The sequence below is a fragment of the Ensifer adhaerens genome (assembly GCF_028993555.1).
GTDB lineage: Bacteria > Pseudomonadota > Alphaproteobacteria > Rhizobiales > Rhizobiaceae > Ensifer > Ensifer adhaerens_I.
This window is the reverse complement of sequence record NZ_CP118610.1, coordinates 3,361,653-3,386,141: the sequence shown is the minus strand read 5'-3', so window position 1 is coordinate 3,386,141 and position 24,489 is coordinate 3,361,653. Positions and strand designations below refer to the sequence as shown.

The 24,489-nt window shown below is 61.2% G+C and carries 21 protein-coding genes; 16 read left to right on the top strand and 5 right to left on the bottom strand.

Features of this window, described 5'->3' with window-relative positions; translation table 11 throughout:
* Window positions 1-214 precede the first annotated feature (214 nt).
* Together PWG15_RS16475 and PWG15_RS16470 are read left to right on the top strand one after the other, a co-directional pair.
* The gene (locus tag PWG15_RS16475) at window positions 215-1,378 is read left to right on the top strand and encodes an efflux RND transporter periplasmic adaptor subunit (RefSeq protein ID WP_275021606.1); all 1,164 of its coding nucleotides are present in this window, start codon (window positions 215-217) and stop codon (window positions 1,376-1,378) included.
* Window positions 1,375-4,473 carry an efflux RND transporter permease subunit gene (locus PWG15_RS16470; protein WP_275021605.1) on the top strand — a complete coding sequence of 1,033 codons (3,099 nt, stop codon included), beginning with the start codon at window positions 1,375-1,377 and terminating at the stop codon, window positions 4,471-4,473. Before PWG15_RS16475 ends, PWG15_RS16470 begins: the two co-directional genes overlap by 4 nt.
* A 171-nt stretch (window positions 4,474-4,644) precedes the next feature.
* On the opposite strand, the gene PWG15_RS16465 is transcribed toward PWG15_RS16470, so the two are convergent.
* From PWG15_RS16465 to PWG15_RS16455, 3 genes are read right to left on the bottom strand one after another with little or no spacing between them, the layout of a single operon-like run.
* Window positions 4,645-5,403, bottom strand: a complete 759-nt coding sequence (locus PWG15_RS16465) for an iron ABC transporter ATP-binding protein (RefSeq protein ID WP_275021604.1) — start codon at window positions 5,401-5,403, stop codon at window positions 4,645-4,647.
* Window positions 5,400-6,368: an iron chelate uptake ABC transporter family permease subunit gene (locus PWG15_RS16460; RefSeq protein WP_275021603.1), complete on the bottom strand. Its 969-nt coding sequence runs from the start codon at window positions 6,366-6,368 to the stop codon at window positions 5,400-5,402. Before PWG15_RS16460 ends, PWG15_RS16465 begins: the two co-directional genes overlap by 4 nt.
* Complete coding sequence (locus tag PWG15_RS16455) at window positions 6,358-7,305, bottom strand: ABC transporter permease (RefSeq protein ID WP_275021602.1); 948 nt, start codon at window positions 7,303-7,305, stop codon at window positions 6,358-6,360. The genes PWG15_RS16460 and PWG15_RS16455 overlap by 11 nt, the downstream gene beginning before the upstream one ends.
* Before the next feature lie 250 nt (window positions 7,306-7,555).
* Here PWG15_RS16455 and PWG15_RS16450 point away from each other — a divergent pair, with 250 nt between their 5' ends.
* The 8 genes from PWG15_RS16450 (at window position 7,556) to PWG15_RS16415 (ending at window position 16,846) form a co-directional block, all read left to right on the top strand.
* The gene (locus PWG15_RS16450; protein WP_275021601.1) at window positions 7,556-8,485 is read left to right on the top strand and encodes a siderophore ABC transporter substrate-binding protein; all 930 of its coding nucleotides are present in this window, start codon (window positions 7,556-7,558) and stop codon (window positions 8,483-8,485) included.
* 163 nt (window positions 8,486-8,648) lie between these two features.
* A complete protein-coding gene (locus tag PWG15_RS16445; RefSeq protein WP_275021600.1) occupies window positions 8,649-8,894 on the top strand; it encodes a DUF2218 domain-containing protein in 246 nt (81 codons plus the stop codon).
* Between the two features lie 997 nt (window positions 8,895-9,891).
* Window positions 9,892-10,692, top strand: coding sequence for a response regulator transcription factor (locus tag PWG15_RS16440; RefSeq protein ID WP_275021599.1), 801 nt, complete (start codon window positions 9,892-9,894; stop codon window positions 10,690-10,692).
* Between the two features lie 562 nt (window positions 10,693-11,254).
* Entirely contained in the window at window positions 11,255-12,295 is a 1,041-nt protein-coding gene (locus tag PWG15_RS16435) for a UDP-glucuronic acid decarboxylase family protein (RefSeq protein ID WP_275021598.1), read from the top strand.
* A 1-nt stretch (window position 12,296) separates the two neighbouring features.
* A complete protein-coding gene (galE, locus tag PWG15_RS16430) occupies window positions 12,297-13,277 on the top strand; it encodes a UDP-glucose 4-epimerase GalE (RefSeq protein ID WP_275021597.1) in 981 nt (326 codons plus the stop codon).
* Entirely contained in the window at window positions 13,277-15,304 is a 2,028-nt protein-coding gene (locus PWG15_RS16425; protein WP_275021596.1) for a glycosyltransferase, read from the top strand. Before galE ends, PWG15_RS16425 begins: the two co-directional genes overlap by 1 nt.
* 48 nt (window positions 15,305-15,352) lie before the next feature.
* Window positions 15,353-15,868 carry a DUF995 domain-containing protein gene (locus PWG15_RS16420; RefSeq protein ID WP_275021594.1) on the top strand — a complete coding sequence of 172 codons (516 nt, stop codon included), beginning with the start codon at window positions 15,353-15,355 and terminating at the stop codon, window positions 15,866-15,868.
* Between the two features lie 18 nt (window positions 15,869-15,886).
* Complete coding sequence (locus tag PWG15_RS16415; protein WP_275021593.1) at window positions 15,887-16,846, top strand: glycoside hydrolase family 26 protein; 960 nt, start codon at window positions 15,887-15,889, stop codon at window positions 16,844-16,846.
* A 159-nt stretch (window positions 16,847-17,005) separates the two neighbouring features.
* Here PWG15_RS16415 and hppD read toward each other — a convergent pair whose 3' ends face one another.
* A complete protein-coding gene (hppD, locus tag PWG15_RS16410; RefSeq protein WP_275021592.1) occupies window positions 17,006-18,118 on the bottom strand; it encodes a 4-hydroxyphenylpyruvate dioxygenase in 1,113 nt (370 codons plus the stop codon).
* Window positions 18,119-18,249: 131 nt separating this feature from the next.
* On the opposite strand from hppD, the gene PWG15_RS16405 reads away from it, so the two are divergent.
* Entirely contained in the window at window positions 18,250-18,729 is a 480-nt protein-coding gene (locus tag PWG15_RS16405; RefSeq protein WP_275021591.1) for an Lrp/AsnC family transcriptional regulator, read from the top strand.
* Here the strand turns inward: PWG15_RS16405 and PWG15_RS16400 are convergent.
* Window positions 18,726-19,196: a MarR family winged helix-turn-helix transcriptional regulator gene (locus PWG15_RS16400; RefSeq protein WP_275024443.1), complete on the bottom strand. Its 471-nt coding sequence runs from the start codon at window positions 19,194-19,196 to the stop codon at window positions 18,726-18,728. The genes PWG15_RS16405 and PWG15_RS16400 overlap by 4 nt on opposite strands.
* Before the next feature lie 174 nt (window positions 19,197-19,370).
* On the opposite strand from PWG15_RS16400, the gene hmgA reads away from it, so the two are divergent.
* The 5 genes from hmgA (at window position 19,371) to purU (ending at window position 24,444) form a co-directional block, all read left to right on the top strand.
* The gene (gene hmgA, locus PWG15_RS16395) at window positions 19,371-20,738 is read left to right on the top strand and encodes a homogentisate 1,2-dioxygenase (protein WP_275021589.1); all 1,368 of its coding nucleotides are present in this window, start codon (window positions 19,371-19,373) and stop codon (window positions 20,736-20,738) included.
* A complete protein-coding gene (locus PWG15_RS16390) occupies window positions 20,735-21,604 on the top strand; it encodes an MBL fold metallo-hydrolase (protein WP_275021588.1) in 870 nt (289 codons plus the stop codon). Before hmgA ends, PWG15_RS16390 begins: the two co-directional genes overlap by 4 nt.
* 69 nt (window positions 21,605-21,673) lie before the next feature.
* Window positions 21,674-22,690, top strand: coding sequence for a fumarylacetoacetate hydrolase family protein (locus tag PWG15_RS16385; protein WP_275021587.1), 1,017 nt, complete (start codon window positions 21,674-21,676; stop codon window positions 22,688-22,690).
* A 31-nt stretch (window positions 22,691-22,721) separates the two neighbouring features.
* Window positions 22,722-23,360 carry a maleylacetoacetate isomerase gene (gene maiA, locus PWG15_RS16380; RefSeq protein ID WP_275021586.1) on the top strand — a complete coding sequence of 213 codons (639 nt, stop codon included), beginning with the start codon at window positions 22,722-22,724 and terminating at the stop codon, window positions 23,358-23,360.
* 199 nt (window positions 23,361-23,559) lie between these two features.
* Window positions 23,560-24,444 carry a formyltetrahydrofolate deformylase gene (gene purU, locus PWG15_RS16375; RefSeq protein WP_275021585.1) on the top strand — a complete coding sequence of 295 codons (885 nt, stop codon included), beginning with the start codon at window positions 23,560-23,562 and terminating at the stop codon, window positions 24,442-24,444.
* Window positions 24,445-24,489: the final 45 nt, after the last annotated feature.

The following is a 24,489-nucleotide window of genomic DNA, read 5'->3' as shown; positions in this document are numbered from 1 at the left end:
GCGCCGGTGTCAAGGTCGGCTGCCGACAGGAACCCCGCCATCCTCCCGCAATGATAGTATGTCATCTGCCTTACAATTGTCGCGTTTGATGGATCAAATTATTAGATTGACTAATCTATTAATTATTAGGCGCAGTTTGTCCGATCTCGGAGCCCGGCAGCCTCGAGCGCTCGTGTTTCCGATCCGACTGGTCTTACCGATGGAAGCCAATGAAATGAGACGTACAGTTGAGTTGAACGTCATGTTTGCTGCGCTGCTTGCGCTCGCCATGACCGGTCGTGTGGCGAATGCCTCCGGGGAGGCCGCTGCGTCGGTTCCCGTCGATAGCGCCGCTATCGGTCGCACGGTGTCGACACTCGTCGCCGACAGTCGCCCGCAGGAGTGGACCCGGTCCTTCGCCGGCGTCTTCGTCGCTCGCGAGGAGATTGCCGTCGGCACGACCTTGACCGATCAGCGGATCGCCAAAGTGGAGGTCGAGATCGGCGACAGGGTTGCGGCCGGGCAGGTGATTGCCCGACTGGAGACCGACATGCTGGAAAACCTTCTGCGCGAGGCGGAGGGCCGGGTGGCCCGTGCCGGTGCCACGATGGCGCGGGAGGCGGAAACCGTCACGCAGGAGCAAAGGAAGCTCGCCCGTGCCCGGCAACTGCGCCACCTTCAGGCTGAAACCATTCTCGAGGAGCGCGTCTCTGCTCTAGCGATCGCCGAACAGGCGGTAAAGGTCGCACGGGCGGACTACGAACAGGCGGAAGCCCTCGAGGCCGAGGCACGCCGTAAACTCGAACGCGCCGTGATCGTGGCGCCCGCCGCAGGTATCGTCTCCGAGCGGCTCGCCCGTGCCGGTGCGCTTGCGGACTCAGACCCGCTCGTCAAGCTGATCCGCGATGGCGAGATCGAGTTTGCGGCCGAAGTACCGGAAACGGAATTGCCGCTTCTCGCCGTCGGCCAGCTCGTCAAGGTCAAGCTCTCCGGCCGCAGTGACTGGATCGAAGGCAAAGTGCGGGTGATCAATCCGAAGATCGACCGCGAAACCCGGCTTGGAACCGCTCAGGTCACGCTGGATACCGGCAAACCGCCGTTTTCCGGTACCTTTGGCCGGGCGGAGATCGTGGTGGCCGAGCGCAAGGCGATCATGGTCGACGATTCCGCGCTGCTTTACGGGGCTCCCGACGGCACGGTTTCGGTCTTCGTCGTCGATGCCGGCAAAGTGGCGCGCAAGACGGTTCAGCCGGGCATGCGCCAGGGTGGCAAGGTCGAGATCGTCTCCGGGCTGGCAGCCGGTGACCGCGTCGTTCTCAAGGCCGGCGTATCGCTGCGCGAGGGCGAGGCGGTCGTCGCGAAGGACGTCCAGCCGATGCAGACGGGCAAGCAGCAATGACCAGCAACATCTCTGCCTGGGCAATCCGAAAGCCCGTTCCGACGATCGTCCTCTTCGTCGTCCTTACATTGATGGGCATCGCCTCGTTCCTGCGACTGCCGGTCAACGCCAATCCGAGCGTGTCGTTTCCGGTCGTGACGGTGACGATCACGCAGCCGAGCGCCCAGCCGGCCGAAATGGAAACGCAGGTCACGCGCCGCGTCGAAGGTGTGGCTGCCGGCCTTGTCGGCGTCAGCCATATGCGCTCGACCATCACCAACGGCGTTTCGACGACCACGGTCGAATTCAAGATCGGCACCGATCCCGACCGCGCCGCCAACGATGTGCGCGAGGCCGTGGCGCAAATCCGCTCCGACCTGCCGCAGTCGATCCAGGAACCCATCGTCTCGCGCCTCGACGTCGACGGAAGTGCCATCGTCTATTACGCCGTGCGCGCGCCCGACATGTCGCCCGTGGAGCTGTCCTGGTTCGTCGACGATACGATCAACAGCGAACTGCTGACGCTGCCCGGCGTGCAGAAGGTGCAGCGGCTCGGTGGCGTCAATCGCGAGGTCCGGGTGTCGCTCAATCCGGAGCGTCTGCTGGCGGTTGGCGTGACGGCAGACCAGGTGAATACGGCGCTGCGCGAGATCAACACCAATATCCCGAGCGGACGCGGCGAGATCGGCGACCGCGAACAGTCGATCCGCACGGTCGGCAGCGCCGGCTCGGTCGAGGAGCTCTCGCGGCTGTCGATCCCGCTTTCGGGCGGCCGCTGGGTGCAGCTTTCCGATATCGCGACGATCGAGGATACGTCCTCCGAGCCGCGCAACTTCGCGCGCGTCGACGGCGAGCCGGTCGTCAGCTTCTCGGTTTCGCGCAGCAAGGGATCGAGTGATACCGTCGTTGCAGATGCCGTTGCCGAGCGGCTGAAGGAGATCCGAGCGCGGATGCCTGGCGTCGAGTTCACGGAACTGATCTCGCTCGTCGAATACACGCAGGAAAGTTACGATGCGGCCGTCACGGCCCTGATCGAAGGCGCGATCCTGACGGTCGTCGTCGTCTTCGCCTTCCTGCGCAACTGGCGAGCGACGCTGATCTCCGCGCTGGCCATGCCGCTCTCCATCCTGCCGACCTTCGCGGTGATGGACCTGCTCGGCTTCACGCTCAACGGCATCAGCCTGCTGGCGCTGACGCTCGTCATCGGCATCCTCGTCGACGACGCGATCGTCGAGATCGAGAACATCGAACGCCACGTCGACATGGGCAAACGCCCGTTCATTGCCGCGATCGACGCGGCCGATGCGATCGGTCTTGCCATCGTCGCCACGACGCTGACGATCGTCGCGGTCTTTGCACCGGTCAGCTTCATCGGCGGCGCGGTCGGCCAGTATTTCAAGCAGTTCGGCCTGACCGTCGCGATCGCCGTGCTGTTCTCGCTGGCCGTGGCACGCCTGCTGACGCCATTGATGGCGGCCTACCTGCTGCGACCGAGGGTCGGCCATGGCCATGCCGGCAAGCCATCGCGCATCGCCAACGGCTATCGTCGCCTGCTCGGCTGGACCCTGGATCATCGCAAGACGGCATTGTCGCTGGTGGCGCTGATCTTCATCGGCTCGATCGGGCTCCTGACCATGCTGCCGACCGGTTTTCTGCCGACGAGCGATAGCAACGTCTCGCAGCTCAAGATCACCTTGCCCCCCGGCACGCGGCTCGCAGAAACCGCTCGCATTTCCGATGATCTGGTCAGCCAGATCAAGGCGCGGCCGGAGGTCGAAAGCGTTCTGGCGACGGCGGAAAACCTCAACGAGGTCTCTTTGCGCATCAAGCTCAAGCCGCGCAAGGAGCGCGGGCTCGATCGCAAGTCCTTCGAGCTTTCGCTCCGTCCGCTGCTGGCGGCAACGCCCGATATCCAGGCAACGTTCTCGTCCGTTGAAGGTGCCAAGGATCTGTCGATCTATCTGACGAGCGACGACCCGGAGGCGCTGATGGCTTCGGTGCGGCGTCTCGAAAAGGAGATGCGCGCGCTTCCGGGTCTGGTCAACGTCCAGTCCACCGAGCCGCTGCTCTCGCCGGAACTTTTGGTCAAGCCGCGCTTCGACGAGGCGGCAAGGCTCGGTGTGTCGGTGACCTCGATCGGCACCGTTGCCCGCATCGCCACAATGGGCGACAGCGAAAGCAATTCGGCGCGTTTCAACCTCGGCAATCGCCAGGTACCAATCCGGGTGATGCTCGACCAGGCGGCCAGGGGCGACGTCGACACGCTGCGCAATCTCAGGGTCGGCACGAATGCCGGCACGGTGGTGCCGCTGACCTCGGTCGCCGACATTTCCTTCGGCGCGGAGGAAAGCAGCGTCGAACGTCTCGATCGCAAGCGCCTGATCGCCGTCGAGGCCAACCTCAACGGCATGACGCTCGGAACCGCGTTCGAGGCGATCTCGGCGCTGCCGGCCATGACCGAGTTGCCCCTGGGCGTGTCGCAGGCCAACTACGGCGAAGCGGAATACATGTCGGAAATGTTCCGCAACTTCGCGCTGGCGCTGCTTGCGGGCATCCTGATGGTCGCAGCAGTCCTGGTGCTGCTCTTCAAGGACTTCCTGCAGCCGGTCACCATCCTGGTGGCCCTGCCTCTGTCGATCGGCGGCGCGGCGCTTGCGCTGCTGCTCTTCGGCGCCTCGCTCGATCTCTCGTCGACGATCGGCATCCTCATGCTGATGGGCATCGTCTGCAAGAATTCGATCCTGCTCGTCGACCATGCGATCGAGTGCCGCAACGAGGGTGCGGATCGGCGAACGGCCTTGCTGACGGCGGGAGTCACCCGTGCGCGGCCGATCATCATGACGACCATTGCGATGGTGGCGGGCATGGTGCCGGCCGCCATCGGCGTCGGCGCCGATGCCGCCTTCCGGGCACCGATGGCAATCGCGGTGATCGGAGGCTTGATCACCTCGACGATGCTGAGCCTCGTCTTCGTGCCCGTGATGTTCACGGTGATGGACGACATCAACGCGCGGCTCGGTCGCCGGCTGAAGCGGCTCTCCTCGGTGACGGACGAGGATCATGCCGTGGACGCTGCGCGGATCGGCAAGGAGGGTGCGCGCGGTGGCGCCGGCTAGCCTTCTGCACGTTTCCTTTAATCGTAGCCGATTGAAGGACAAAACATGCAGCAATTCAAAGTGCTACAGCGACCTTTGCGCGTCTAATAAGACGCGCGGCGCTGTAGCGCGCGCAAGTGCTGGCTTTCTCGAAAGGTGCGCTGCCCAGACATTCCGCGCAGCGCGCTTTGCCTATTCGAAATAGTTGACCAGCCGGGTTTCGCCGACGGCGTGAACGCGGCAGTCGACACCGAAGATGGCCTGCAGGCGAACTGGTACGATCATGTCTTCCGGCGGCCCCTCGAAGGCGAGGCGGCCGGCCTGCATCGCGACGATGCGGTCGGAATAGGCGGAGGCGAAGTTGATGTCGTGCAGGACGACGACCACGGTCTTGTCGAAGTCGTCGGCCAGGCGTCGCAACAGCTTCATCGTCTCGACCGCATGCTTGATGTCGAGATTGTTCAGCGGCTCGTCGAACAGCATGTAGTCGGTGTCCTGGCAGAGCACCATGGCGATGAAGGCGCGCTGGCGCTGGCCGCCCGAGAGCTCGTCGAGAAAGCGGTTCTGATAGGGCTCGAGTCCGAGATAGGCGATCGAGCGCTCGATATGTGCGGCATCGGCCGCCGTCAGCCGCCCCTTGGAATAGGGGTAGCGGCCGAAGGCGACGAGGTCGCGCACGCTCAGGCGGGCGGTGATGTGGTTGTCCTGGCGCATGATCGAGAGCCGGCGGGCAAGGACGTCGCCAGCCGTACGACTGACGTCGAGACCGTCGACCAGCACCTTGCCCGTATCCATCGGCATCAGCCGGCTGACGATCGACAACAGTGTCGACTTGCCGGCGCCGTTCGGACCGATGATCGAAGTCAGACCGCCGGCGGGCAGCGTCAGCGACACCCGGTCCACGACCGCGTTGCCGCCGTAGGATTTCGTCACCCCTTGGATTTCGATCATCGGGCGGAACCTCGCACCAGCAGGAAGATGAAGACAAGGCCACCGAAGAACTCGATGACGATGCTGAGCGCCGTGTTGAAGGAAAACAGCCGCTCGAGGATGACCTGGCCGCCGACGAGCGTCGCGATCGCGATGCAAACGGCAACCGGCAGGACGTAGCGGTGGCTGGCGGTCGGCGTCAGCTGCCAGGCGAGACTTGCAACCAGCAGGCCGAAGAAGGTCACCGGCCCCACGAGCGCGGTCGAAATCGAGACCAGCACCGCGATCAGCACCAGGAGAAGCGTGACGACGCGTTGATGATCGACGCCGAGGCCGATCGATGCCTCTCGGCCAAGCGAAAGCACGTCGAAGGTCGGCGAAAGCCGCCACAAAACGAAAGTCACGGCCAGGGTAGCGACAGCCGCAATGCCGAGCAGATTGGCGTCGATACTGTTGAAGCTTGCAAACAGCCTGTCCTGCAGCACGACGAATTCATTGGGATCGAGGATGCGCTGGAGGAAAGACGACAGGCTGCGGAACAGGCCGCCCAGGATGACGCCGACCAGCATCAGAAGATGCAGGCTGCGGCTGGCGCCGGAAAACAGCGCGCGAAACAGCAGAAGCGAAAGGCCGACCATCACGGCCGTCTCGACGAGGAACTGCAGCCGCGGGTCGACGCTGCTGGCGCCCGCAGCTCCCAGGAAGAACACCATGATCGTCTGCAGCAACGTATACATGGCATCGAAACCGATGATCGATGGCGTCAGGATGCGGTTGCCGGAAATCGTCTGGAACAGCACGGTGGAGACGGCGATCGCATAGGCGACCAGCACCATGCCGAGCAGCTTCGTGCCGCGGAAGGAGAGGAGGAAGGACCAGCTCCCCTTGGCCCCGATGGTCATGAAGGCGACCATTGACACGAATGCAAGCGCGGCCGACGCAAGCACGACGGTGGACGGAGCGATCCTCCTGGCATCAGCCTGCATGGGAGCGCCTGGAAAGCAGGAGATGGAGGAAGATCAGACTGCCGATGACGCCCATGACGGTTCCCACGGGAATTTCGTAAGGAGCGATCAGGAGCCGTCCGACGATATCGCAGGCGAGCACCAGGCCTGCGCCGGAAATGGCGACCACAGGCAGCGTGCGCCTCAGATTGTCGCCCATGATCAGGCTGACGATGTTCGGAACCACGAGGCCGAGGAACGGGATCATGCCGACGGTGGCGACGACCGTTGCCGTGACCATGGAGACGATGGCGAGTCCGAGGGTTACGACCTTGTCGTAGTTGAGGCCGACATTGCGGGCGATCGCCTCCCCCATGCCGATGACGGTGAAGCGCGCGGCGGTCGCATAGGCGACGAGAGTGAGCGCGAAACCGATCCACAGCAGCTCGTAGCGACCGCGCAGCACCACCGAGAAGTCGCCCGACATCCATGCGCCCATCGACTGCATCAGATCGTAGCGATAGGCGATGAAGGTGGTGATGGCGTTGATAACGCCGCCGAGCATGAGACCGATGAGCGGCACCATCAGCTCCGAGCGCAGCGGAATGCGCCGCAGGATCTGCAGGAACAGGGCGGTGCCGGCAAGCGCTGTCAGCGTCGCGAAAGCCATCTTGCCGGCCACCGGCAGGTTGGGGGCGATGAGCATGGCCAGCAGCATTCCGAGCGCCGCGGACTCGGCGGTGCCCGCCGTCGACGGCTCGACGAAACGGTTGCGCGCCAGCATCTGCATGATCGTGCCGGAAACCGCGAGGCCGGCGCCCGCGAGCATCAGCGCAAGGGTGCGCGGAAGGCGGCTCTCGACAACGAGGAACCAGCCACGGCCATCGTCGGATGTGGCCAGGCTGCCGACGCCCGTAAAGACGCTGGCGGCGGCAAGCAGGAGGATGACGGGGATGGCAATCAGGACCGGCTTCGTCATTCGGGCCTGCCCTGCCTGTTGTTCGTCGTGACCACTGCCTGCATGTCCCTTGTCCGATTGCGCCAGATGCTTCCTCGCGGAAGGCTCAAGCTTGCCACCGCGCAGTGGCACTCCGCGGACGGTTCGACTTAGTCTTATATATGATCGCCTTCGTCAAGTTTTCTGCGGCATCTGCGGCAAGTGGTGCCTGTGCATTGCCCTCATCGAAAAATCGCGCTACGACGACCGAGAAAAGATGAGGAAAAAAGTCATGAATATATCTCCGCTTTCTAATGGTCTGCGCAGCCTCGCGGTCGCCGCGACATTGGCAATCGTCGGCGCGCCAAGCGTCATGGCCGAGACGCTGAAGATCGAGCACAGCAGCGGCGCCACCGATGTCGAGAAGAACCCGAAGACGGTGCTGGTTTATGACTTCGGCATGCTGGAGACGCTGGACATGCTCGGCATCCCCGTTGCCGGCGTTCCCGGCTCGGCAATCCCGCCTTCGCTTGAGAAGTACAAGGCCGATAGCTATCCGAAGATCGGAACGCTCTTCGAGCCCGATTACGAAGCCATCAATGCGGCGGAGCCGGATCTGGTGATTGTCGGCGGCCGATCGCAGGCAAAATATGCCGACGTCGCCAAGATCGCGCCGACGATCGACCTGACCTCGGACGACAAGGACCTCATCGGCAGTGTGAAGAAGAATGCCGAGATCCTCGGCCAGATCTTCGGCAAGGAAGCGGAAATCAAGGCAAACGTCGAAAAGCTCGATGCCTCGATCGAAAAGCTTCGCGGCATCGCGGCCGAGAAGGGCACAGGGCTGATCCTGCTCACGACAGGCGGCAAGATCAGCGCCTATGGCAAGGGATCGCGTTTCGGTGTGTTGCATGATGTCTTCGGCATCAAGCCGGCCGACCCGGAACTGCAGGTGGCCACCCACGGTCAGGCGGTCTCTTACGAGTATATTCTCGAGACCAATCCCGATTGGATCTTCGTCGTCGACCGCGATGCGGCGATCGGCCAGCAGGCGCAGCCGGCGGCGGCATTGCTCGACAACGAGCTGGTGCGGCAGACGAAGGCCTGGAAGGACGGCCATGTGGTCTATCTCGATTCCGCCAAGCTCTACCTGACGGCCTCCGGCCTGAAGTCGCAGCAGGATATCGTCGACCAACTCACGCAGGCGCTCGAGAAGAAGTAGCTTCAGGCGAGAGGGCTCGCTTGAGTGCGAAGTGATCGAACGGCCGCGAACATGTCTTTCGCGGCCGTTTCATGTTTCAGAGACACGACGGGGGAGAGGAGCAGATCATGCTGAAAGCGTCGAGCGGCTACACGACGGAGCGGGTGTCCCGATACCCCAGCAGATGTCGAAGCACTTCGCGCACAAGATAACGGTCGGCTATACCGAGACGGACTCGGTGGCCGCCATGCCAGGCGGGGCGACGGCGCGGATGGCCGCGTGCGGCGATCGGCTATGTTTTATGGTCGAGGCACCCGATGCCGAGGCATTGCAGCGCGCCAAGGACATCATTGAAAGTCACATTGTCCGCTTCGCTTTTCGGGAAAAGCTGAAGGCACTCGATTGGAGCGAAAACGAGGACAGGGCCTGACGGACTATAGGCCCTTTCAAGGACGCTGAGGAGCTTTTTGGGGGGGGAGAGTTAAAAGGGGAGCCAACTCCAAATACCTTTAGATCTTACGGTATTTATCTGGGGCTGGCTCCTTTTTTGAGTAATGATCAATATTGTAACCTGATGTCTATTGCCTTCATTAAAATACATTTCGATTTTTATGCTTTTTTTAAATGACTAGGCGGACCGAAGTCCGAAATCGATCAATGTATTCTTGACGCTTACTCTGGTTTACGCTTACGCCACGCGCTGGGTCGAAGAGCAGTAGCGAATAAAAATCCTCCGAAACCCAAGCTATTTTCGTTCATACTCAGGAACGAAATGCCAATGTGACTCCAAACACGGGTGCGCGGAAGATACCAATTCTGGTTAGTGGTTTGTAATTATTGGCTGTTTGTGGCGTAATCCGCAGCCGCAAGCCGTTGTAATGGCGTTAAGATTCGGCATGTCAGCGCGACTGTTGGCACCAAACATGCGGTTGTATTCTCCGCTTCCTGGCGCGAGCGGCTGGTCCGCGCTGCCCAAGGTGCTAATTTACTAGCTCTAACGAAGTATTTTGAGGTATATCGGTCTTGCGAAATGGGTAGGTTATGCTGGGAATACCTCGGCAAGTAACCCGTTTTTTCGTCTCGGAAGGGTTGCCTCTCGCGGAAACATATGGGCCGCGATGCGCGGCAAAATGGCGATCGCTGCGCTCTTGATGACGTTTTTCGCGCTCCGGTAAGGGGATCTATTGCAGTGTAACCCAAAGATGGTTCGATTTATAACGATTTAAGAACGTCTATGAAGCGTCTCTAATCCTTTTGGGTTGTTTCGTAATGAAGATCTTTACGTTACATTAGCTATCGCGAATTTTCCCGGGGCGGGAAGATATCGCGACGCATAGTGGTTCCGAATAAATTTTCTGAAAGTGCGGTGCACTGCGCGAAAAACGCAGCACCCATAAAAACAAATGGAAAAATCCTAGGAGGGCGTAATGTATCCGGGAAGCTCCAGCGTTGGTGATTTTGAAGAAAACAACAAGGCTTTGTCACAGAAGAAAAAAATTGTCATGCTTGCCAAGATCGATCTGTTTGCCGAGTGCCTGATGCAGGCAGTCGGCTCGCGGTTTCAGGGGCATGACATCGTCTGCTTTTCCGATCCGGACAATCTGTTGGACGGCAGTCTCGTCGATGTGACGTTGATCATGCTCTACCGCATGCCGGCCAAGTCCTTTCCAGCAATCTTGCGGACCATCCACGAGTTTCACCCCAAGACTTCGATCGGTCTGGTGGTGGAGAATGCCGACGAGCTCGATCCGTCGATTGCCGGCTTCGTTGAAGAGCGCTTGATCCACGGCGTTCTGCCGTTGAACCTGAACCTGGACGTCTGCCTTGCCGCCATCGATTTGTTGATGAAGGGAGGCGAGCATTTCCCAGCCGCCTTGCTGCGACGGCTTTCTCCCGAGCCCTTCACAGCGAGCAGCCTTTACGGTCGGCGGTCAGAGCTGTCCGGACCCGGTCCGGCCGCGGGTGCCGGTCGGCGTAAGCGCGATGCCGGGCCTGACGGATTGACGACCCGCGAAGTTCAGATCCTCGATCTGATCTGCAAGGGCACGCAAAACAAGATCATCGCCGATCGTCTTGGCCTGTCGGAAAACACCGTCAAGGTTCATGTCCGCAACATCTACAAGAAGATGAACGTCCGCAACCGCACGGAGGCTGCGTCGCGTTACTTCACCAATGATGCGGCGGCCGAACGGGGTGGCGACACGCTTTCGTCGCGCTGGAAGAACTAAGCTCGACAGCGGCAGCCAAGCCTTCCGTTCCTGTGCCTCGACGCGGTCGAGAGCGCAGTCGGTGGTGCTTGGCTGCCTGCGAGACCCTGTATGCCGGCTTCCCACGATCTCGTTTGCGGCGAAGCGGCTCGCCATGATGGAACATCCGACCGACATTTCGTGACGGTCTAATCCCCTGAAAATGGTAAGGTTTCTTGAGTGATGTGTAGCCCTTTGTAATTATTGTATGGTTAACAAGGTATTAAATAATTAGATTATTCGGAATAAATGTAGTTATTCTTGGCTATTTTTCTGCGACGTCCTATTCCTATTCCTATTCCTATTCCTATTTCATATTATATTATATCAATTCTTAGAGTTTCAGTTGACGTGCCAATGGTTGTTTGATAGTTAGCTAATATAGAAATTGAATATAAGAAGATTTTTGGATGAAGTGTAGAGTTCTTGTTATGTCGGGTTGTGCGTGAATTTGTAATAAAGAAAAAATCCTTATTATATTTTCTTTGAGCAGCCCGTCTCCAATCACCACGAGAAATGGTGTGTACAATAATTGGAGGTGCGTATGCGAAAGGTCGTTCCGGGGCCGTTGTCTGTCGTCGGGCAACGGGAATTTCTAAAGAAGATTGCAGGAATACCAAGAAGAATTCTAGTAACAGGTGGTGGTGGTTTTCTTGGTTCTCATATTTGTGAAAGACTTCTTTCTCTAGGTCATACGGTCATTTGTCTCGACAATTTTTCAACGGGACGGCGTGAAAATCTCTCTCCTTTGGTGCAGAACCCGCATTTTCACATCATCGATCATGACGTTCGCAAACCCTATTTGATCGACGCCGACGTCATCTTCAACTTTGCCTCTCCAGCATCGCCGCCCGACTATCAGGCCGATCCGGTCGGCACTCTCATGACGAACGTCCTTGGCGCGCTGCATGCACTTGAAAATGCGCGCGCCACCGGCGCCACGGTTATCCAGTCCTCAACTTCGGAAGTCTACGGCGATCCGCTTCTCAGCCCGCAGCGCGAGGTCTATTTCGGCAACGTCAATCCGATCGGCCCGCGTGCCTGCTACGACGAAGGAAAGCGGTCGGCCGAAACCCTGTTCTTCGACTACCACCGATCCTATGGGGTCAAGATCAAGGTCGCGCGCATCTTCAATACTTACGGCCCGCGCATGCGTCCGGACGATGGCAGGGTGATCTCCAACTTCGTCGTCCAGGCCCTTCTGGGTCGGGACCTGACGATCTACGGCGACGGGCAGCAGACCCGGTCCTTCTGCTATGTCAACGACCTGATCGACGGCTTTCTCCGGCTTTCGGTTTCGGCCGATGATTGCATCGGCCCGATCAACCTTGGCAATCCGGGGGAATTCACCGTTCTCGAACTTGCCGAGGTGGTGCGGTCTCTGACCGGCTCGCGATCGCGCATCGTTCACCAGGCGGCGGCCGTCGACGATCCTCGCCAGCGCCGTCCCGATATCTCGCACGCGCTGACCGAGCTCGCCTGGGAGCCGAAGGTGATGCTGCGAGACGGGCTCGAGCGCACCATCGCTTACTTCGAGGAGCGCCTCAGCGCGGCCGATCGCGCGACGGCGGGAGAGGCGGTATGAGATGTCCCGTGTCGTACTCGTCACCGGCGGTGCCGGTTTCATAGGAAGCCATACCTGCAAGCGCCTTGCCCAGCAGGGTTTCGTCCCCGTCGTCTACGACAATCTGTCGACGGGACATAGAGCCAACGTACGCTGGGGTCCCCTCGTTGAAGGGGATCTCGGGGATACGGAACGGCTGGCAACGGCGATCCGGGCGTATCTGCCCGAATGCCTTATCCACTTTGCGGCTTCCGCCTATGTCGGGGAATCCGTCGAAGACCCGGGAAAATACTACCGCAACAACGTTGCAGGCAGCATCGCGCTGCTCGAAGCCTGCCGTTCGACCGGGCTGGCCCGCATCGTCTTTTCCAGCTCCTGCGCCACCTACGGCGTGCCGCAGCGGCTCCCGATCACCGAGGATACGGAACAGTCTCCGATCAACCCCTATGGGCGCACGAAGCTGATGATCGAACTGATGCTCGCCGACTATGCGCGCGCCTATGATCTCCGCTCCGTGGCGTTGCGCTACTTCAACGCCGCAGGTGCCGATCCGGACGGGCAGCTTGCGGAACGGCACGATCCGGAGACGCATCTGATACCGCGTGCGCTGATGGCGGCTGCCGGCAGGATCGAAAGGCTCGACATCTTCGGCGACGACTATGCGACGCCGGATGGGACCTGCATTCGCGACTACATCCACGTGACCGACCTCGCCGACGCCCATGTCGCGGCCGTCAACTATCTGCATGATGGCGGCGAGGTGCTGCGTGCCAACCTCGGCTCCGGACACGGAACTTCGATCCGCCAGGTTCTCGAGGCCATCGATCGCGTTACCGGGCGACAGGTCCCCGTGCAGGTGTTGCCGCGTCGCCCTGGCGATCCGCCTGTCCTTTATGCCGACACCAGCCGGGCGCACCTGCAACTGGCCTTTCGGCCGGCGCTCTCGGATATCGAAACCATCATCCGCACGGCGGCGCCGGGTTTCGGGCTGGGGGTGCGGTGATGAGCTGGACGGCTACAGTCGACGGATTTCGGCACTATGCCGATCGCGCGCGTGCGCGGCACGTCAGGCCGCGTCTGACGACGCTCTTCTCCGGGCGCTTGCAGATACTGAACATGTTGGGCGTTACCGCGTGGTTTGCGGCCTTCACCTATTTCTGGTGGTGGTGGCTCGATCCGGCCCATGTCCTGGACTGGCCCTCCTATGTTCTCATAACCGTGGTCGTCGGGTGGATCACACTGCTGCCGGTCTATTTCATCACGATCTTCTCCGGTGCAAGGGTGGCCACGGTGAGCACTGGTCCTGTTCCCCAGGGCCGGATCGCGATGGTCGTCACCAAGGCGCCGTCCGAGCCGTTTGCCGTTGTGCGCAAGACCTTGCAGGCGATGCTGGACCAGACCGGCTGCGACTTCGATGTGTGGCTGGCGGATGAAGACCCGTCGCAGGAGACCGTTTCCTGGTGTGCGGCCCACGGGGTTTTCCTCTCCACGCGAAGGGGGATTGCCGAGTATCATCGCGCCGCCTGGCCGCGCCGCACGCGCTGCAAGGAAGGAAACCTTGCCTATTTCTACGATCACTACGGCTACGACCGCTACGATTTCGTGGCCCAGTTCGACGCCGATCACGTGCCCGAAGCCACCTATCTCGTCGAGGTGCTGCGACCCTTCAACGACGCGTCGGTCGGCTATGTCTCGGCGCCGAGCATTTGCGACGCGAATGCCGCGGCAAGCTGGTCGGCGCGTGGGCGGCTTTATGCGGAGGCGAGCCTGCATGGCTCCCTGCAGGTCGGCTACAACAATGGCTGGGCGCCTCTCTGCATCGGTTCCCATTATGCGGTGCGGACAAAGGCCCTGAAGCAGATCGGCGGGTTGGGGCCGGAACTCGCCGAAGATCATTCGACGACGCTGATGATGAACGCCCATGGCTGGCGTGGCGTGCATGCCCACAACGCCATAGCCCATGGCGACGGCCCGGCGAACTTTGCCGATCTCGTGGTTCAGGAGTTCCAGTGGTCACGCAGCCTCGTCGCGATCCTGCTGAAATATTCGCCTTTGTATGTGCCGAAGCTGCCGCCGCGGCTGCAATTCCAGTTCCTGTTTTCGCAGTTCTGGTACCCGCTGTTTTCGTGCTTCATGGCGCTGATGTTCCTGATGCCGATCGCGGCGCTGTTTATGGGACGGGCCTTCGTTGAGGTCGACTATCCCGATTTTCTGCTGCATTTCGTGCCTTTGTCGCTGGTTCTGGTCGTGCTTGCCTATTTCTGGCGTTCGACCGGTACGTTCCGGCCGCACGACGCGCGAGTGCTGAGCTGGGAGACGGTCCTGTTCCTGTTCGCGCGGTGGCCCTGGTCGCTGCTCGGCTGCCTGGCGGCGGTGCGCGACCATCTGAGCGGCTCGTTCGTCGATTTTCGCATCACGCCGAAGGGCGCCGGCGCCGCAGTTCCCCTGCCGCTTCGGGTATTGACGCCTTATCTCGTGCTTTCCCTGATGTCGGCGCTCGCCGTCTGGCTGATTTCCGATGCCGGAACGGCGCGTGGCTTCTACGTCTTCGCCGAGATCAACGCCCTCATCTATGCGGGGCTGGTGGTGGTGATCCATGTGCGTCACGCCCGCGAGAACGGGCTGCCGCTCATGCCGCGTTCGACGATGACCGCGATGACGGCCGGCTCTCTCGTGCTGGTTTCGGTGCTTTCAGCCCAGTCGGCCGTGCGTCACGGCGCCGAGGCAACGGAGGCCCTGTCGCATGGCTTGGGTTTCGTGACCTTCACCGAGGCGAAGTACACGGTCGCCGGCGCCGGACACGGCACGAACCTCAGGATCGTTCGTTTCCGGCTGCAATGGAAAGGCTTTTCGCAGCCGCGTGAGAGCGCGACGCTGATCGAGCCTGCCGCATCACGCACCACCACCGCCAGCAGAGTCGAGAGAAGGAGTATCAGCGAAACGACTGGCAGCCGAATGAATGCCAGGGAAACGAGTGCCGGGGAAACGAGGACGACCAAGAAGGTCGGCCGGTACAACGTGCCGTCATGACGGCGGCGAGCCGTCGAGTGTGTCATCTCCAATGTGAGGAGAAAGGTGATGAAAGGGTCGATAAAGGTCATGGTTCTGCCGCTGTTGCTGCCAGTTGCAGTTGCTGCGGTCTACTTGGGCGCCCAGCCGGTCAAGGCGAAGATGGAAGTCAAGCCGACGCCGCTCAGCGCTTACGAAGTCTATTCCCTCTACCGCAACAAGACCTGGCAATGGTCGACCGGCGGTGCGCGCTTCACCGCGCATGACCGCAAGCTCGTGGCCTTTGTCGACAAGGGTAACGGCAACCGGTCCTATGCCGAAGGCAATTGGTACGTCAGCGATCTCGGCATGATGTGCATGCAGGCCATCTGGACCACCGCGGCCAATGCCGGCGATGCCCGGACCTGCTTCGGCCACGCCAAGATCGGCGACACGATCTATCAGCGAAAGGTACCAAACGGCGAATGGTACGTCTTCAGGCATGCACAACCCAAGCCCAACGACGCCTACTACAGCCTCGTCGCCCAGGACGACATCACAGCAAAAGCGTTGCGTCTCAAGGAACAGTTCCTGGCCAAAAAATAGACGCAGCAGGAGGATAAAATGAAACGCAAATTGGCATTCGCCCTATGCACTGCCCTGGCCCTGCAGCTGGACTTCGGCAGCTTGGTTTCCGCGTTGGCGCAGGAGCAAGCCAATCCTGCGGGCAATGCCGGACAGACCGAGACGATGATCGACAAACGTCCCGTCATGCACCCGGGCGGAACGAAATTCGGAGCCTATGACCCGCATGGCGATTTCGGCGCCCAGGGTAATGTGACGACCGAAGCTCTGTTCCTGCCTTGGGAGGACGTCGATCTCGCATCCTTGCGCACCGCTGACGAGTATGCCCTTCAGCGGGGTCGCAATCTGCTGATCACCATCGAGCCCTGGTCCTGGTCGCTCGACTGGAAACTGACGCCGACGCAGCTCCGCGACCGGATGCTCAGAGGCGAATATGATCCCAACATGGAAGCGATCGCCAACGCGCTCGCCGAGCTGAAGAGCCCGGTCATCGTGCGCTGGGGCCAGGAAATGGAGGACACCTCCGGCCGCTTCTCCTGGGCCGGCTGGGAACCCCAGGACTGGATCAAGGCCTACAGGCATGCGATGGACATCGTGCGCAAGAAGGCCCCGAAGGCGCAGATCATGTGGTCGCCGAAAGGTCTGCCGAACCTCGAAGCCTACTATCCGGGTGACGACTATGTCGATCTCGTCGGATTATCCGTCTTCGGGCTCGAAGCATTTGACAAGATCGAATACGGTGCGCCCCGGACCTTCACCCAGGCCTTGAAGCCCGGCTACGATCTGGTGGCCAAATACAACAAGCCGATCTGGGTTGCCGAGACCGGATGGGAAGGCAGCCAGGCCTACATGCAGCCTTGGATGGATGCCGCGACAAAACCGGATCCGCAGTTCCCGGCTCTGGCCGAGGTCGTCTACTTCAACGACCGTGACGTGATCAATTGGCCGCACGACCTTGGTCGCCCGAACTGGCGCGTCGTCAACGAGGTCACGAACTGAGATTGCCGATTGCAACGCGTGCTCGATCGAGCACGCCGGAGGCGCGTGTTCGGGGAAGCCGCACGCTCTGCCCGTAGAAAAGCCCCTCGCTTGAGGCGAGAGGCTTGGTGTTCAGAGGCCGCTCTGCTGTCCGGCCAAGACCGCCGGACCAACTTGAGGTTACTCGGCCGCCTGCGGACCCAGTTCGCCGCGACGGATCTGGTCGGCTTCGATCGATTCGAACAGGGCGCGGAAATTGCCCTCGCCGAAGCCTTCGTCACCCTTGCGCTGGATGAACTCGAAGAAGATCGGGCCGATCACGGTCTTGGAGAAGATCTGCAGCAGGATCTTGGTCATGCCACCGTTCACCACGCCTTCGCCGTCGATCAGGATGCCATGCTTCTTCATCCGGTCGATTGGCTCGTCATGGCCGTGCACGCGATCGTGCGACATGTCGTAGTAGGTCTCCGGCGGGCCCGGCATGAACTTCAGGCCGTTGTCGGACAGCTTGTCGGTGGCATCGTAGATGCCTTCGGTGCCGACAGCGATGTGCTGGATGCCTTCGCCCTTGTACTTGCGCAGATATTCCTCGATCTGGCTCGTATCGTCCTTGGATTCGTTCAAGGGGATGCGGATCTTGCCGCAGGGCGAGGTGATCGCCCGGCTGACGAGGCCGGTGATGCGGCCGTCGATGTCGAAGAAGTGGATCTGGGTGAAGTTGAACAGTTCTCGGTAGAAGGCCCACCACTTGTCCATGTTGCCGCGATAGACGTTGTGGGTCAGGTGGTCGAGATAGTAGAAGCCGACGCCTACCGGCCGCGGGTTGCGCTCACCGGTCCACTCGAACTCGGCCTCATAGGCAGAACCCTTGGCGCCGTAGGTTTCGACGAAATAGAGCAGCGAACCACCGATGCCGACAATCGCCGGAACGTCGAGACATTTGTCCGTGCCTTCGTAAGGGATCGCGCCCTTCGAAACCGCGTGGTTGAAAGCATGCTTGGCATCGACGACACGCCAGGCCATCGACGGGGCGCAGGGGCCGTGCTCGTCGACGAAGCGCATGGCGTGTGAGCCGGGCTCGGCGTTCAGGATGTAGTTGATGTCGCCCTGGCGCCAGACGGTGATGTTCTTGGTCTTGTGCTTGGCAACCGGGCTGTAGCCCATGCGCGCAAAAAGCTCGGCAAGCTTCTCTGGCTCCGGATGGGCGAATTCGACGAATTCGAAGCCGTCGGTGCCGGCGGGGTTTTCAGTGGTAATCGTTGCCGGCGGGGCATCGTGCGGGAAGGGGCCCATCGGAAGTCTCCTCTTATTCTTCCAAACTTTGCTGGAGTATGACGCAAATCCCATGCATGATGCTTGTATTCTTGCGCGCTTTAGACAGAATGGCGCACGAAACATGCAAAATAATGTATTAGGATGCACGGATGGAGCAGCTTGACGGGTTCGATCTCAAGATCCTCAGCGAACTGCAGCGCGACGGGCATCTGACCAACAACGAGCTGTCCGAACGCATCGCGCTTTCGCCGTCGCAATGCTCGCGCCGGCGCACCCGGCTCGAAGCGGAAGGCTATATCACCGGCTATCAGGCGCAGATCAACAGACAGAAGCTCGGGCTCGATCTGATGGTGGTGATCTCGGTGACACTCGCCACTCACAACCGCGATAATGCCAAGCGCTTCGGCAAGCTTGTCTCCAGTCTGCCTGAGGTGCTGGAGGCCTATGCGTTGACCGGCGAGATGGACTACCACCTGCGCGTGGTGACCCCCGATCTCGCCGGGCTCTCGCGCTTCGTCAACGACGTGCTTTTGCCGCACGACAGCGTGCAGCATGTAAAGACGTCGATCGTGCTCGAAACGCTGAAGAGCTTTGAAGGCGTTCCAATCCCGGAGCGAATGAAGGGCTAAGCTGGCGCGGCTGCGCGTTTCTCAACCTTGCCCATCGCGCGTTCGACCGCCTCCAGCCCGGCAGCCAGCGCCTGCATGCCGGCCGGGCCGATCAGTCTATCCAACTCGGCCTGATAGCTGGCGGCGAGTTCCGTCAGTTCGCGGTAGGCCCGACCACCTGCCTTCGTCAGCGCGAGATGTTCGAGGCGGCGATCGCCTTCATCCTCACTTCGGGTCAGCCAGCGGCGCTCCTCGAGTGCTGCGACTGCGCGGCTCACCTTTGTCTTGTGCATGGCCGAGTGGGCGCCGACTTCTGTCGCGGTCATCGGCCGGCCGGTGCTGCCGAGCGCTGCGAGCGTGCGCCATTCCGGGCGGGTCAGCTGGTAGCGCGCCTTGTATTGCGCGGCGAAGCGCAGCGCGACGAACTCGGCCGCGCGGTTCAGACGGTAGGGCAGAAAGGTACTAAGCTCGAAGCCGTCGGCGACCATATGGGCGTCCTTGATAGTTACAAAATCGATAGTTACGATTGCAACTAATATGCCGAAGGCGAGGCTCGCGTCCATCTGGGATCAAGTCGTCGCCGCGCTATTTGGGATTGCGTCGGACCGCTCACGGGTCGCTTCGACCACTGGAGCAAGGCGCGAATAAGAGGAGGATCGAGGATGCTGGACAAGGCAGGAAAACAGGCCGACGCACAGGTGAAGGCAGCGGAGGCGCTCAACTACATGCCCGGCTTCGGCAATGATTTCGAGACCGAGAGCCTGCCCGGGGCCTTGCCGCAGGGGCAGAACAGCCCGCAGAAATGCGCCTACGGCCTCTATGCCGAGCAGCTCTCGGGTTCGCCGTTCACCGCGCCGCGTGGCACCAACGAGCGCTCCTGGCTTTACCGAATTCGCCCAAGCGTTCGTCACACCGGGCGTTTCAGCAAGATCGATTATCCGCACTGGAAGACGGCGCCGCATGTGGCCGAACACTCGCTGGCGCTTGGCCAATTGCGCTGGAACCCGTTGCCGGCGCCGACGGAAAAGCTGAACTTCCTTGAGGGCATCCGCACGATGACGACGGCGGGCGATGCGCCGACGCAGACCGGCATGGCCGCCCACGCCTATGCCTTCAACGACGACATGGTCGACGACTATTTCTTCAACGCCGACGGCGAACTCTTGATCGTTCCGGAGATGGGCGCGATCCAGGTGTTCACCGAACTCGGCAAGATGGACGTGGAGCCTTCGGAAATCTGCATCGTGCCGCGCGGCACCATGTTCAAGGTCACGCGGCTCGGCGAGGAAAAGGTCTGGCGCGGTTATATCTGCGAAAATTACGGCGCCAAGTTCACGCTGCCCGACCGCGGCCCGATCGGCGCCAACTGCCTTGCCAACCCACGCGATTTCAAGACGCCGGTCGCCGCATTCGAGGAAAAGGAGACGCCCTGCCGCGTGCATGTGAAGTGGTGCGGCGGCTTCCATGTGACCGAGATCGGCCATTCGCCGCTCGACGTCATCGCCTGGCACGGCAATTACGCGCCCTACAAATACGACCTGAAAACCTACTCGCCGGTCGGTGCGATCCTGTTCGATCACCCGGATCCGTCGATCTTCACGGTGCTCACGGCACCCTCGGGCGAGGAGGGCACGGCGAACATCGATTTCGTCATCTTCCCGCCGCGCTGGATGGTGGCCGAGCACACTTTCCGGCCGCCCTGGTATCACCGCAACATCATGAGCGAGTTCATGGGGCTGATCTACGGCCGTTATGACGCCAAGGAAGAGGGCTTCGTGCCCGGCGGCATGAGCCTGCACAACATGATGCTGGCACATGGGCCCGATGCGTCGGGCTACGACAAGGCGACAAACAGTGAGTTGAAACCGGTGAAGCTCGACCATACGATGGCCTTCATGTTCGAGACCCGCTTCCCGCAGCAGTTGACCCGCTACGCCGCCGAACTAGAGACGTTGCAGGACAACTACATCGACTGCTGGACGGATCTCAAGAAGCGGTTCAACGGGACGCCGGAAGGCGATTGGTCTTGAGTTCACGCCTCGTTTTGCTCGGTAGCAAGGGCGGTCCGGCGATCCGGCCGGGCGGCCCTTGGCCGACTTCGTCCTTGCTTGAGATCGGCGACCGCGGGGTCGTCGTCGATTGTGGTCTCGGCGTTACCCGCGGGCTGACAGATGCCGGCGTGCCGCTGAAGGCGTTGGACCTCATCGTCATCACCCACCTGCATTCGGATCACGTGCTTGAGCTCGGTCCGTTGATCCACACGGCCTGGACTGCGGGGCTCGCCAATCCCGTGCGCGTCTTCGGCCCGGCCGGCACCCGCGCCTACTGGCAGGGCTTCCTTCAATCGATGGCCTTCGATGTCGACATTCGCATCGTCGATGAAGGCCGGCCGGATCTGCGTGCGCTTGTCGAGGTCATCGAGTTTTCCGAGGGTAAGGTGTTTTCGGAAAATGGGCTGGCACTGTCGGCGCTGCGGGTCGATCACCCACCGGTCACCGACTGTTTCGCGCTTCGCTTCGATCATGCCGAAGGATCAGTCGTCTTTTCGTCCGATACGGCCTACTTCCCGCCGCTTGCGGATTTCGCAAGGGGAGCGGACATCCTCGTGCACGAGGCGATGCTTGCCGAAGGCGTCGACCGGCTGGTGGCTCGCACCGGCAATGGCGCGCGGCTGAAGGAACACCTGCTGGCAAGCCACACATTCGCCGAGCAGGCTGGCGCGATCGCGACGGCTGCCGGCGTCGGCCGCCTGGTGCTCAATCATCTCATCCCGGCCGATGATCCCGAGATAACGGAACGCCATTGGATTGCGGCGACCCGCAAAAGCTGGGCGGGCGGCTTGACGATCGCCGCTGACGGCCTTGTTGTGAAGATTGCGGACGATTCGTCCGTTTAAAACAAATCCACGCGGACCGCGAAGCGGTCTTCGGTCCGGAACAATGAAAAGATTGAGAGGGAGGACTGCATGAAACTGGCGACACTCAAGGACGGTTCGCGCGACGGAAAGCTCGTGGTCGTCTCTCACGATCTGACCCGCTGCTCCGAGGTCGGGCACATCGCCCGTACGCTGCAGGCGGCGCTCGATGATTGGGCGCATGCGGGACCGCGGCTTGCCCGCGTGGCCGAGGGGATCGAGACCGGCTCGCAGCCGACGATCCGCTTCCACGAACACGACGCCCTGTCGCCGTTGCCGCGCGCTTACCAATGGGCCGATGGTTCGGCCTACGTCAATCACGTCGAACTGGTCCGCAAGGCCCGCAATGCCGACATGCCGGCAAGCTTCTGGACCGATCCGCTGATGTACCAGGGCGGCTCCGACAGTTTCATCGCGCCGCGCGATCCGATCCCGCTCGCCGACGAAAGCTTTGGCGTCGACATGGAGGGCGAAGTCGCCGTCATCGTCGATGACGTGCCGATGGGGGCGACGATCGACGAGGCACGCGCCGCGATCCGCCTCATCATGCTGGTCAACGACGTTTCGCTGCGCGGTCTGATCCCAGCCGAGCTTGCCAAGGGGTTTGGTTTCTTCCAGTCAAAGCCATCTTCCGCCTTCTCGCCGGTTGCGGTCTCTCCGGATGAGCTGGGTGACGCCTGGGACGGCGGCAAGCTGCACATGCCGCTCCATGTCGATCTCAACGGGAAGCCTTTCGGTCGCGCCAATGCCGGCGTCGACATGACCTTCGATTTCGCCCAGCTGATTGCGCATGCGGCCAAGACCCGGCCGCTTGCCGCCGGCACGATCATTGGTTCGGGCACGGTCTCCAACAAGCTCGACGGCGGACCGGGCAAGCCGGTTGCCGAAGGCGGCGCCGGCTATTCGTGCATCGCTGAACTCAGAATGATCGAGACGATCGTCGGTGGTGCTGCGAAGACGCATTTCCTCAGGGTTGGCGACGTCGTGCGCATCGAGATGAAGGACAAGACCGGCCATTCGATCTTCGGCGCGATCGAACAGACCGTCGAAGCCTACAACAAGGCCTGAATAGGCCGAGCGGAAGACTGCGGGAAAGAGCATGAGCGAGACCGTCCTTTACGATTACTGGCGATCGTCGGCGAGCTATCGGGTGCGCATTGCGCTCAATAGCCTCGGCGAAAGCTATCGTTCGGTGCCGGTTGACCTGCTGGCCAAGGCGCACAAGGCGGCGGAGCACTTGGCGCGCAACCCGCAGGGCCTGGTGCCGGTTCTTGAGATTGATGGCGAGCGCTTCACGCAATCGCTCGCCATCATCGAGTATCTAGACGAAACCCGGCCCGATGCTGGTTTCCTGACGGCCGATGCCGTCGGGCGGCAACGTGTGCGCATGTTGTCCTACGCAATCGCCATGGATATCCACCCGACCTGCAATCTCGGCGTCGTTTCCTACGTCATGGTCAATGCCGAAGACGGCGAGGCGGCGCGGCGCAACTGGATGCGCAAGTTCATCGGTGAAGGGCTCGCCGCGTTCGAGCGGCTGCTCGACCATCCCGCAACCGGCCGGTTCTGCCATGGCGACAGCCCGACCATGGCGGATTTCTGCCTGGTACCGCAGGTCTACAATGCCCGTCGCTGGGACGTCGATCTTTCGGCCTACCCGCGGCTTGTCGCGATCGACGAGCACTGTGCCGAGATCGAAGCCTTTGCCCGTGCCCATCCGGATCGCACACCGCGCTGAGCGGAGCCCAGCGTCGCGCGCTTGGACCTGTCCCTGACATTTGAATGGCAGCCGCGCAGACCGATGCCGCCGCCGTCTGGCCGGTTCCGTCAAACGGATGTCGCGAATGGATCGACAGCGGGGCAAAGGCCGCGCTAGTTTTTGTGTGACTGGCCGTATAAGGGGGGCCGGAAAAACCTCTGGAGCGAGAGACATCCCGATGAAAAGCTATGTGCTGAACGTCAGCTGCAAGACCACCCGTGGCATCGTTGCCGCCATCACCGGCTATCTCGCCGAAAAGGGCTGTTACATTTCAGACAGTTCGCAGTTCGATGACCTTGAAACCGGCCTGTTCTTCATGCGGCTCACCTTCATCAGCCAGGAGGGCGCCACGCTCGACGAGCTGAAGGCGGGCTTCGAGCCGGTCGTCAAGCGCTTCGACATGAATGCCGAAATCCGCGACAGCGAAGAGCGCATGAAGGTGTTGCTCATGGTGTCGCGTTTCGGCCATTGCCTCAACGACCTGCTCTATCGCTGGAAGATCGGCGCGCTGCCGATCGACATCGTCGGCGTCGTTTCCAACCACTTCGACTACCAGAAGGTGATCGTCAACCACGACATTCCCTTCCATCACATCAAGGTGACGAAGGACAACAAGCCGCAGGCAGAAGCCCGGCTGATGGAAATCGTCGAGCAGACCGATGCCGATCTCGTCGTTCTGGCTCGCTACATGCAGGTGCTCTCGGATGCGCTCTGCAAGAAGATGTCGGGCCGCATCATCAACATCCACCACTCGTTCCTGCCGTCGTTCAAGGGCGCCAACCCTTACAAGCAGGCCTATGAGCGCGGCGTGAAGCTGATCGGCGCCACGGCGCACTATGTGACCGCCGACCTCGACGAAGGTCCGATCATCGAGCAGGACATCGCCCGCATTACCCACGCCCAGAGTGCTGAGGATTACGTCTCGATCGGCCGCGACGTCGAAAGCCAGGTGCTTGCCCGCGCCGTGCACGCGCATATCCACCACCGTTGTTTCATCAACGGCAACCGCGTCGTCGTGTTCCCGGCGAGCCCGGGCTCCTACGCTTCCGAGCGCATGGGCTGAGGAACCGGCCGTGGGGCAGACCGCCCGCTGAAAATGAGAAGCGCC

Excerpts from the sequence above, each read along its gene's own strand:
- PWG15_RS16455 (WP_275021602.1), bottom strand. The coding sequence starts at position 7,305 with ATGACGAAGCCGGTCCTGATTGCCATCCCCGTCATCCTCCTGCTTGCC.
- PWG15_RS16450 (WP_275021601.1), top strand. The coding sequence starts at position 7,556 with ATGAATATATCTCCGCTTTCTAATGGTCTGCGCAGCCTCGCGGTCGCC.
- hmgA (WP_275021589.1), top strand. The coding sequence starts at position 19,371 with ATGCTGGACAAGGCAGGAAAACAGGCCGACGCACAGGTGAAGGCAGCG.
- PWG15_RS16425 (WP_275021596.1), top strand. The coding sequence starts at position 13,277 with ATGAGCTGGACGGCTACAGTCGACGGATTTCGGCACTATGCCGATCGC.
- PWG15_RS16475 (WP_275021606.1), top strand. The coding sequence starts at position 215 with ATGAGACGTACAGTTGAGTTGAACGTCATGTTTGCTGCGCTGCTTGCG.
- maiA (WP_275021586.1), top strand. The coding sequence starts at position 22,722 with ATGAGCGAGACCGTCCTTTACGATTACTGGCGATCGTCGGCGAGCTAT.
- PWG15_RS16415 (WP_275021593.1), top strand. The coding sequence starts at position 15,887 with ATGAAACGCAAATTGGCATTCGCCCTATGCACTGCCCTGGCCCTGCAG.
- PWG15_RS16420 (WP_275021594.1), top strand. The coding sequence starts at position 15,353 with ATGAAAGGGTCGATAAAGGTCATGGTTCTGCCGCTGTTGCTGCCAGTT.
- PWG15_RS16405 (WP_275021591.1), top strand. The coding sequence starts at position 18,250 with ATGGAGCAGCTTGACGGGTTCGATCTCAAGATCCTCAGCGAACTGCAG.
- PWG15_RS16385 (WP_275021587.1), top strand. The coding sequence starts at position 21,674 with ATGAAACTGGCGACACTCAAGGACGGTTCGCGCGACGGAAAGCTCGTG.
- PWG15_RS16400 (WP_275024443.1), bottom strand. The coding sequence starts at position 19,196 with ATGGTCGCCGACGGCTTCGAGCTTAGTACCTTTCTGCCCTACCGTCTG.
- purU (WP_275021585.1), top strand. The coding sequence starts at position 23,560 with ATGAAAAGCTATGTGCTGAACGTCAGCTGCAAGACCACCCGTGGCATC.
- PWG15_RS16465 (WP_275021604.1), bottom strand. The coding sequence starts at position 5,403 with ATGATCGAAATCCAAGGGGTGACGAAATCCTACGGCGGCAACGCGGTC.
- PWG15_RS16445 (WP_275021600.1), top strand. The coding sequence starts at position 8,649 with ATGTCGAAGCACTTCGCGCACAAGATAACGGTCGGCTATACCGAGACG.
- hppD (WP_275021592.1), bottom strand. The coding sequence starts at position 18,118 with ATGGGCCCCTTCCCGCACGATGCCCCGCCGGCAACGATTACCACTGAA.
- galE (WP_275021597.1), top strand. The coding sequence starts at position 12,297 with ATGTCCCGTGTCGTACTCGTCACCGGCGGTGCCGGTTTCATAGGAAGC.
- PWG15_RS16435 (WP_275021598.1), top strand. The coding sequence starts at position 11,255 with ATGCGAAAGGTCGTTCCGGGGCCGTTGTCTGTCGTCGGGCAACGGGAA.
- PWG15_RS16460 (WP_275021603.1), bottom strand. The coding sequence starts at position 6,368 with ATGCAGGCTGATGCCAGGAGGATCGCTCCGTCCACCGTCGTGCTTGCG.
- PWG15_RS16470 (WP_275021605.1), top strand. The coding sequence starts at position 1,375 with ATGACCAGCAACATCTCTGCCTGGGCAATCCGAAAGCCCGTTCCGACG.
- PWG15_RS16440 (WP_275021599.1), top strand. The coding sequence starts at position 9,892 with ATGTATCCGGGAAGCTCCAGCGTTGGTGATTTTGAAGAAAACAACAAG.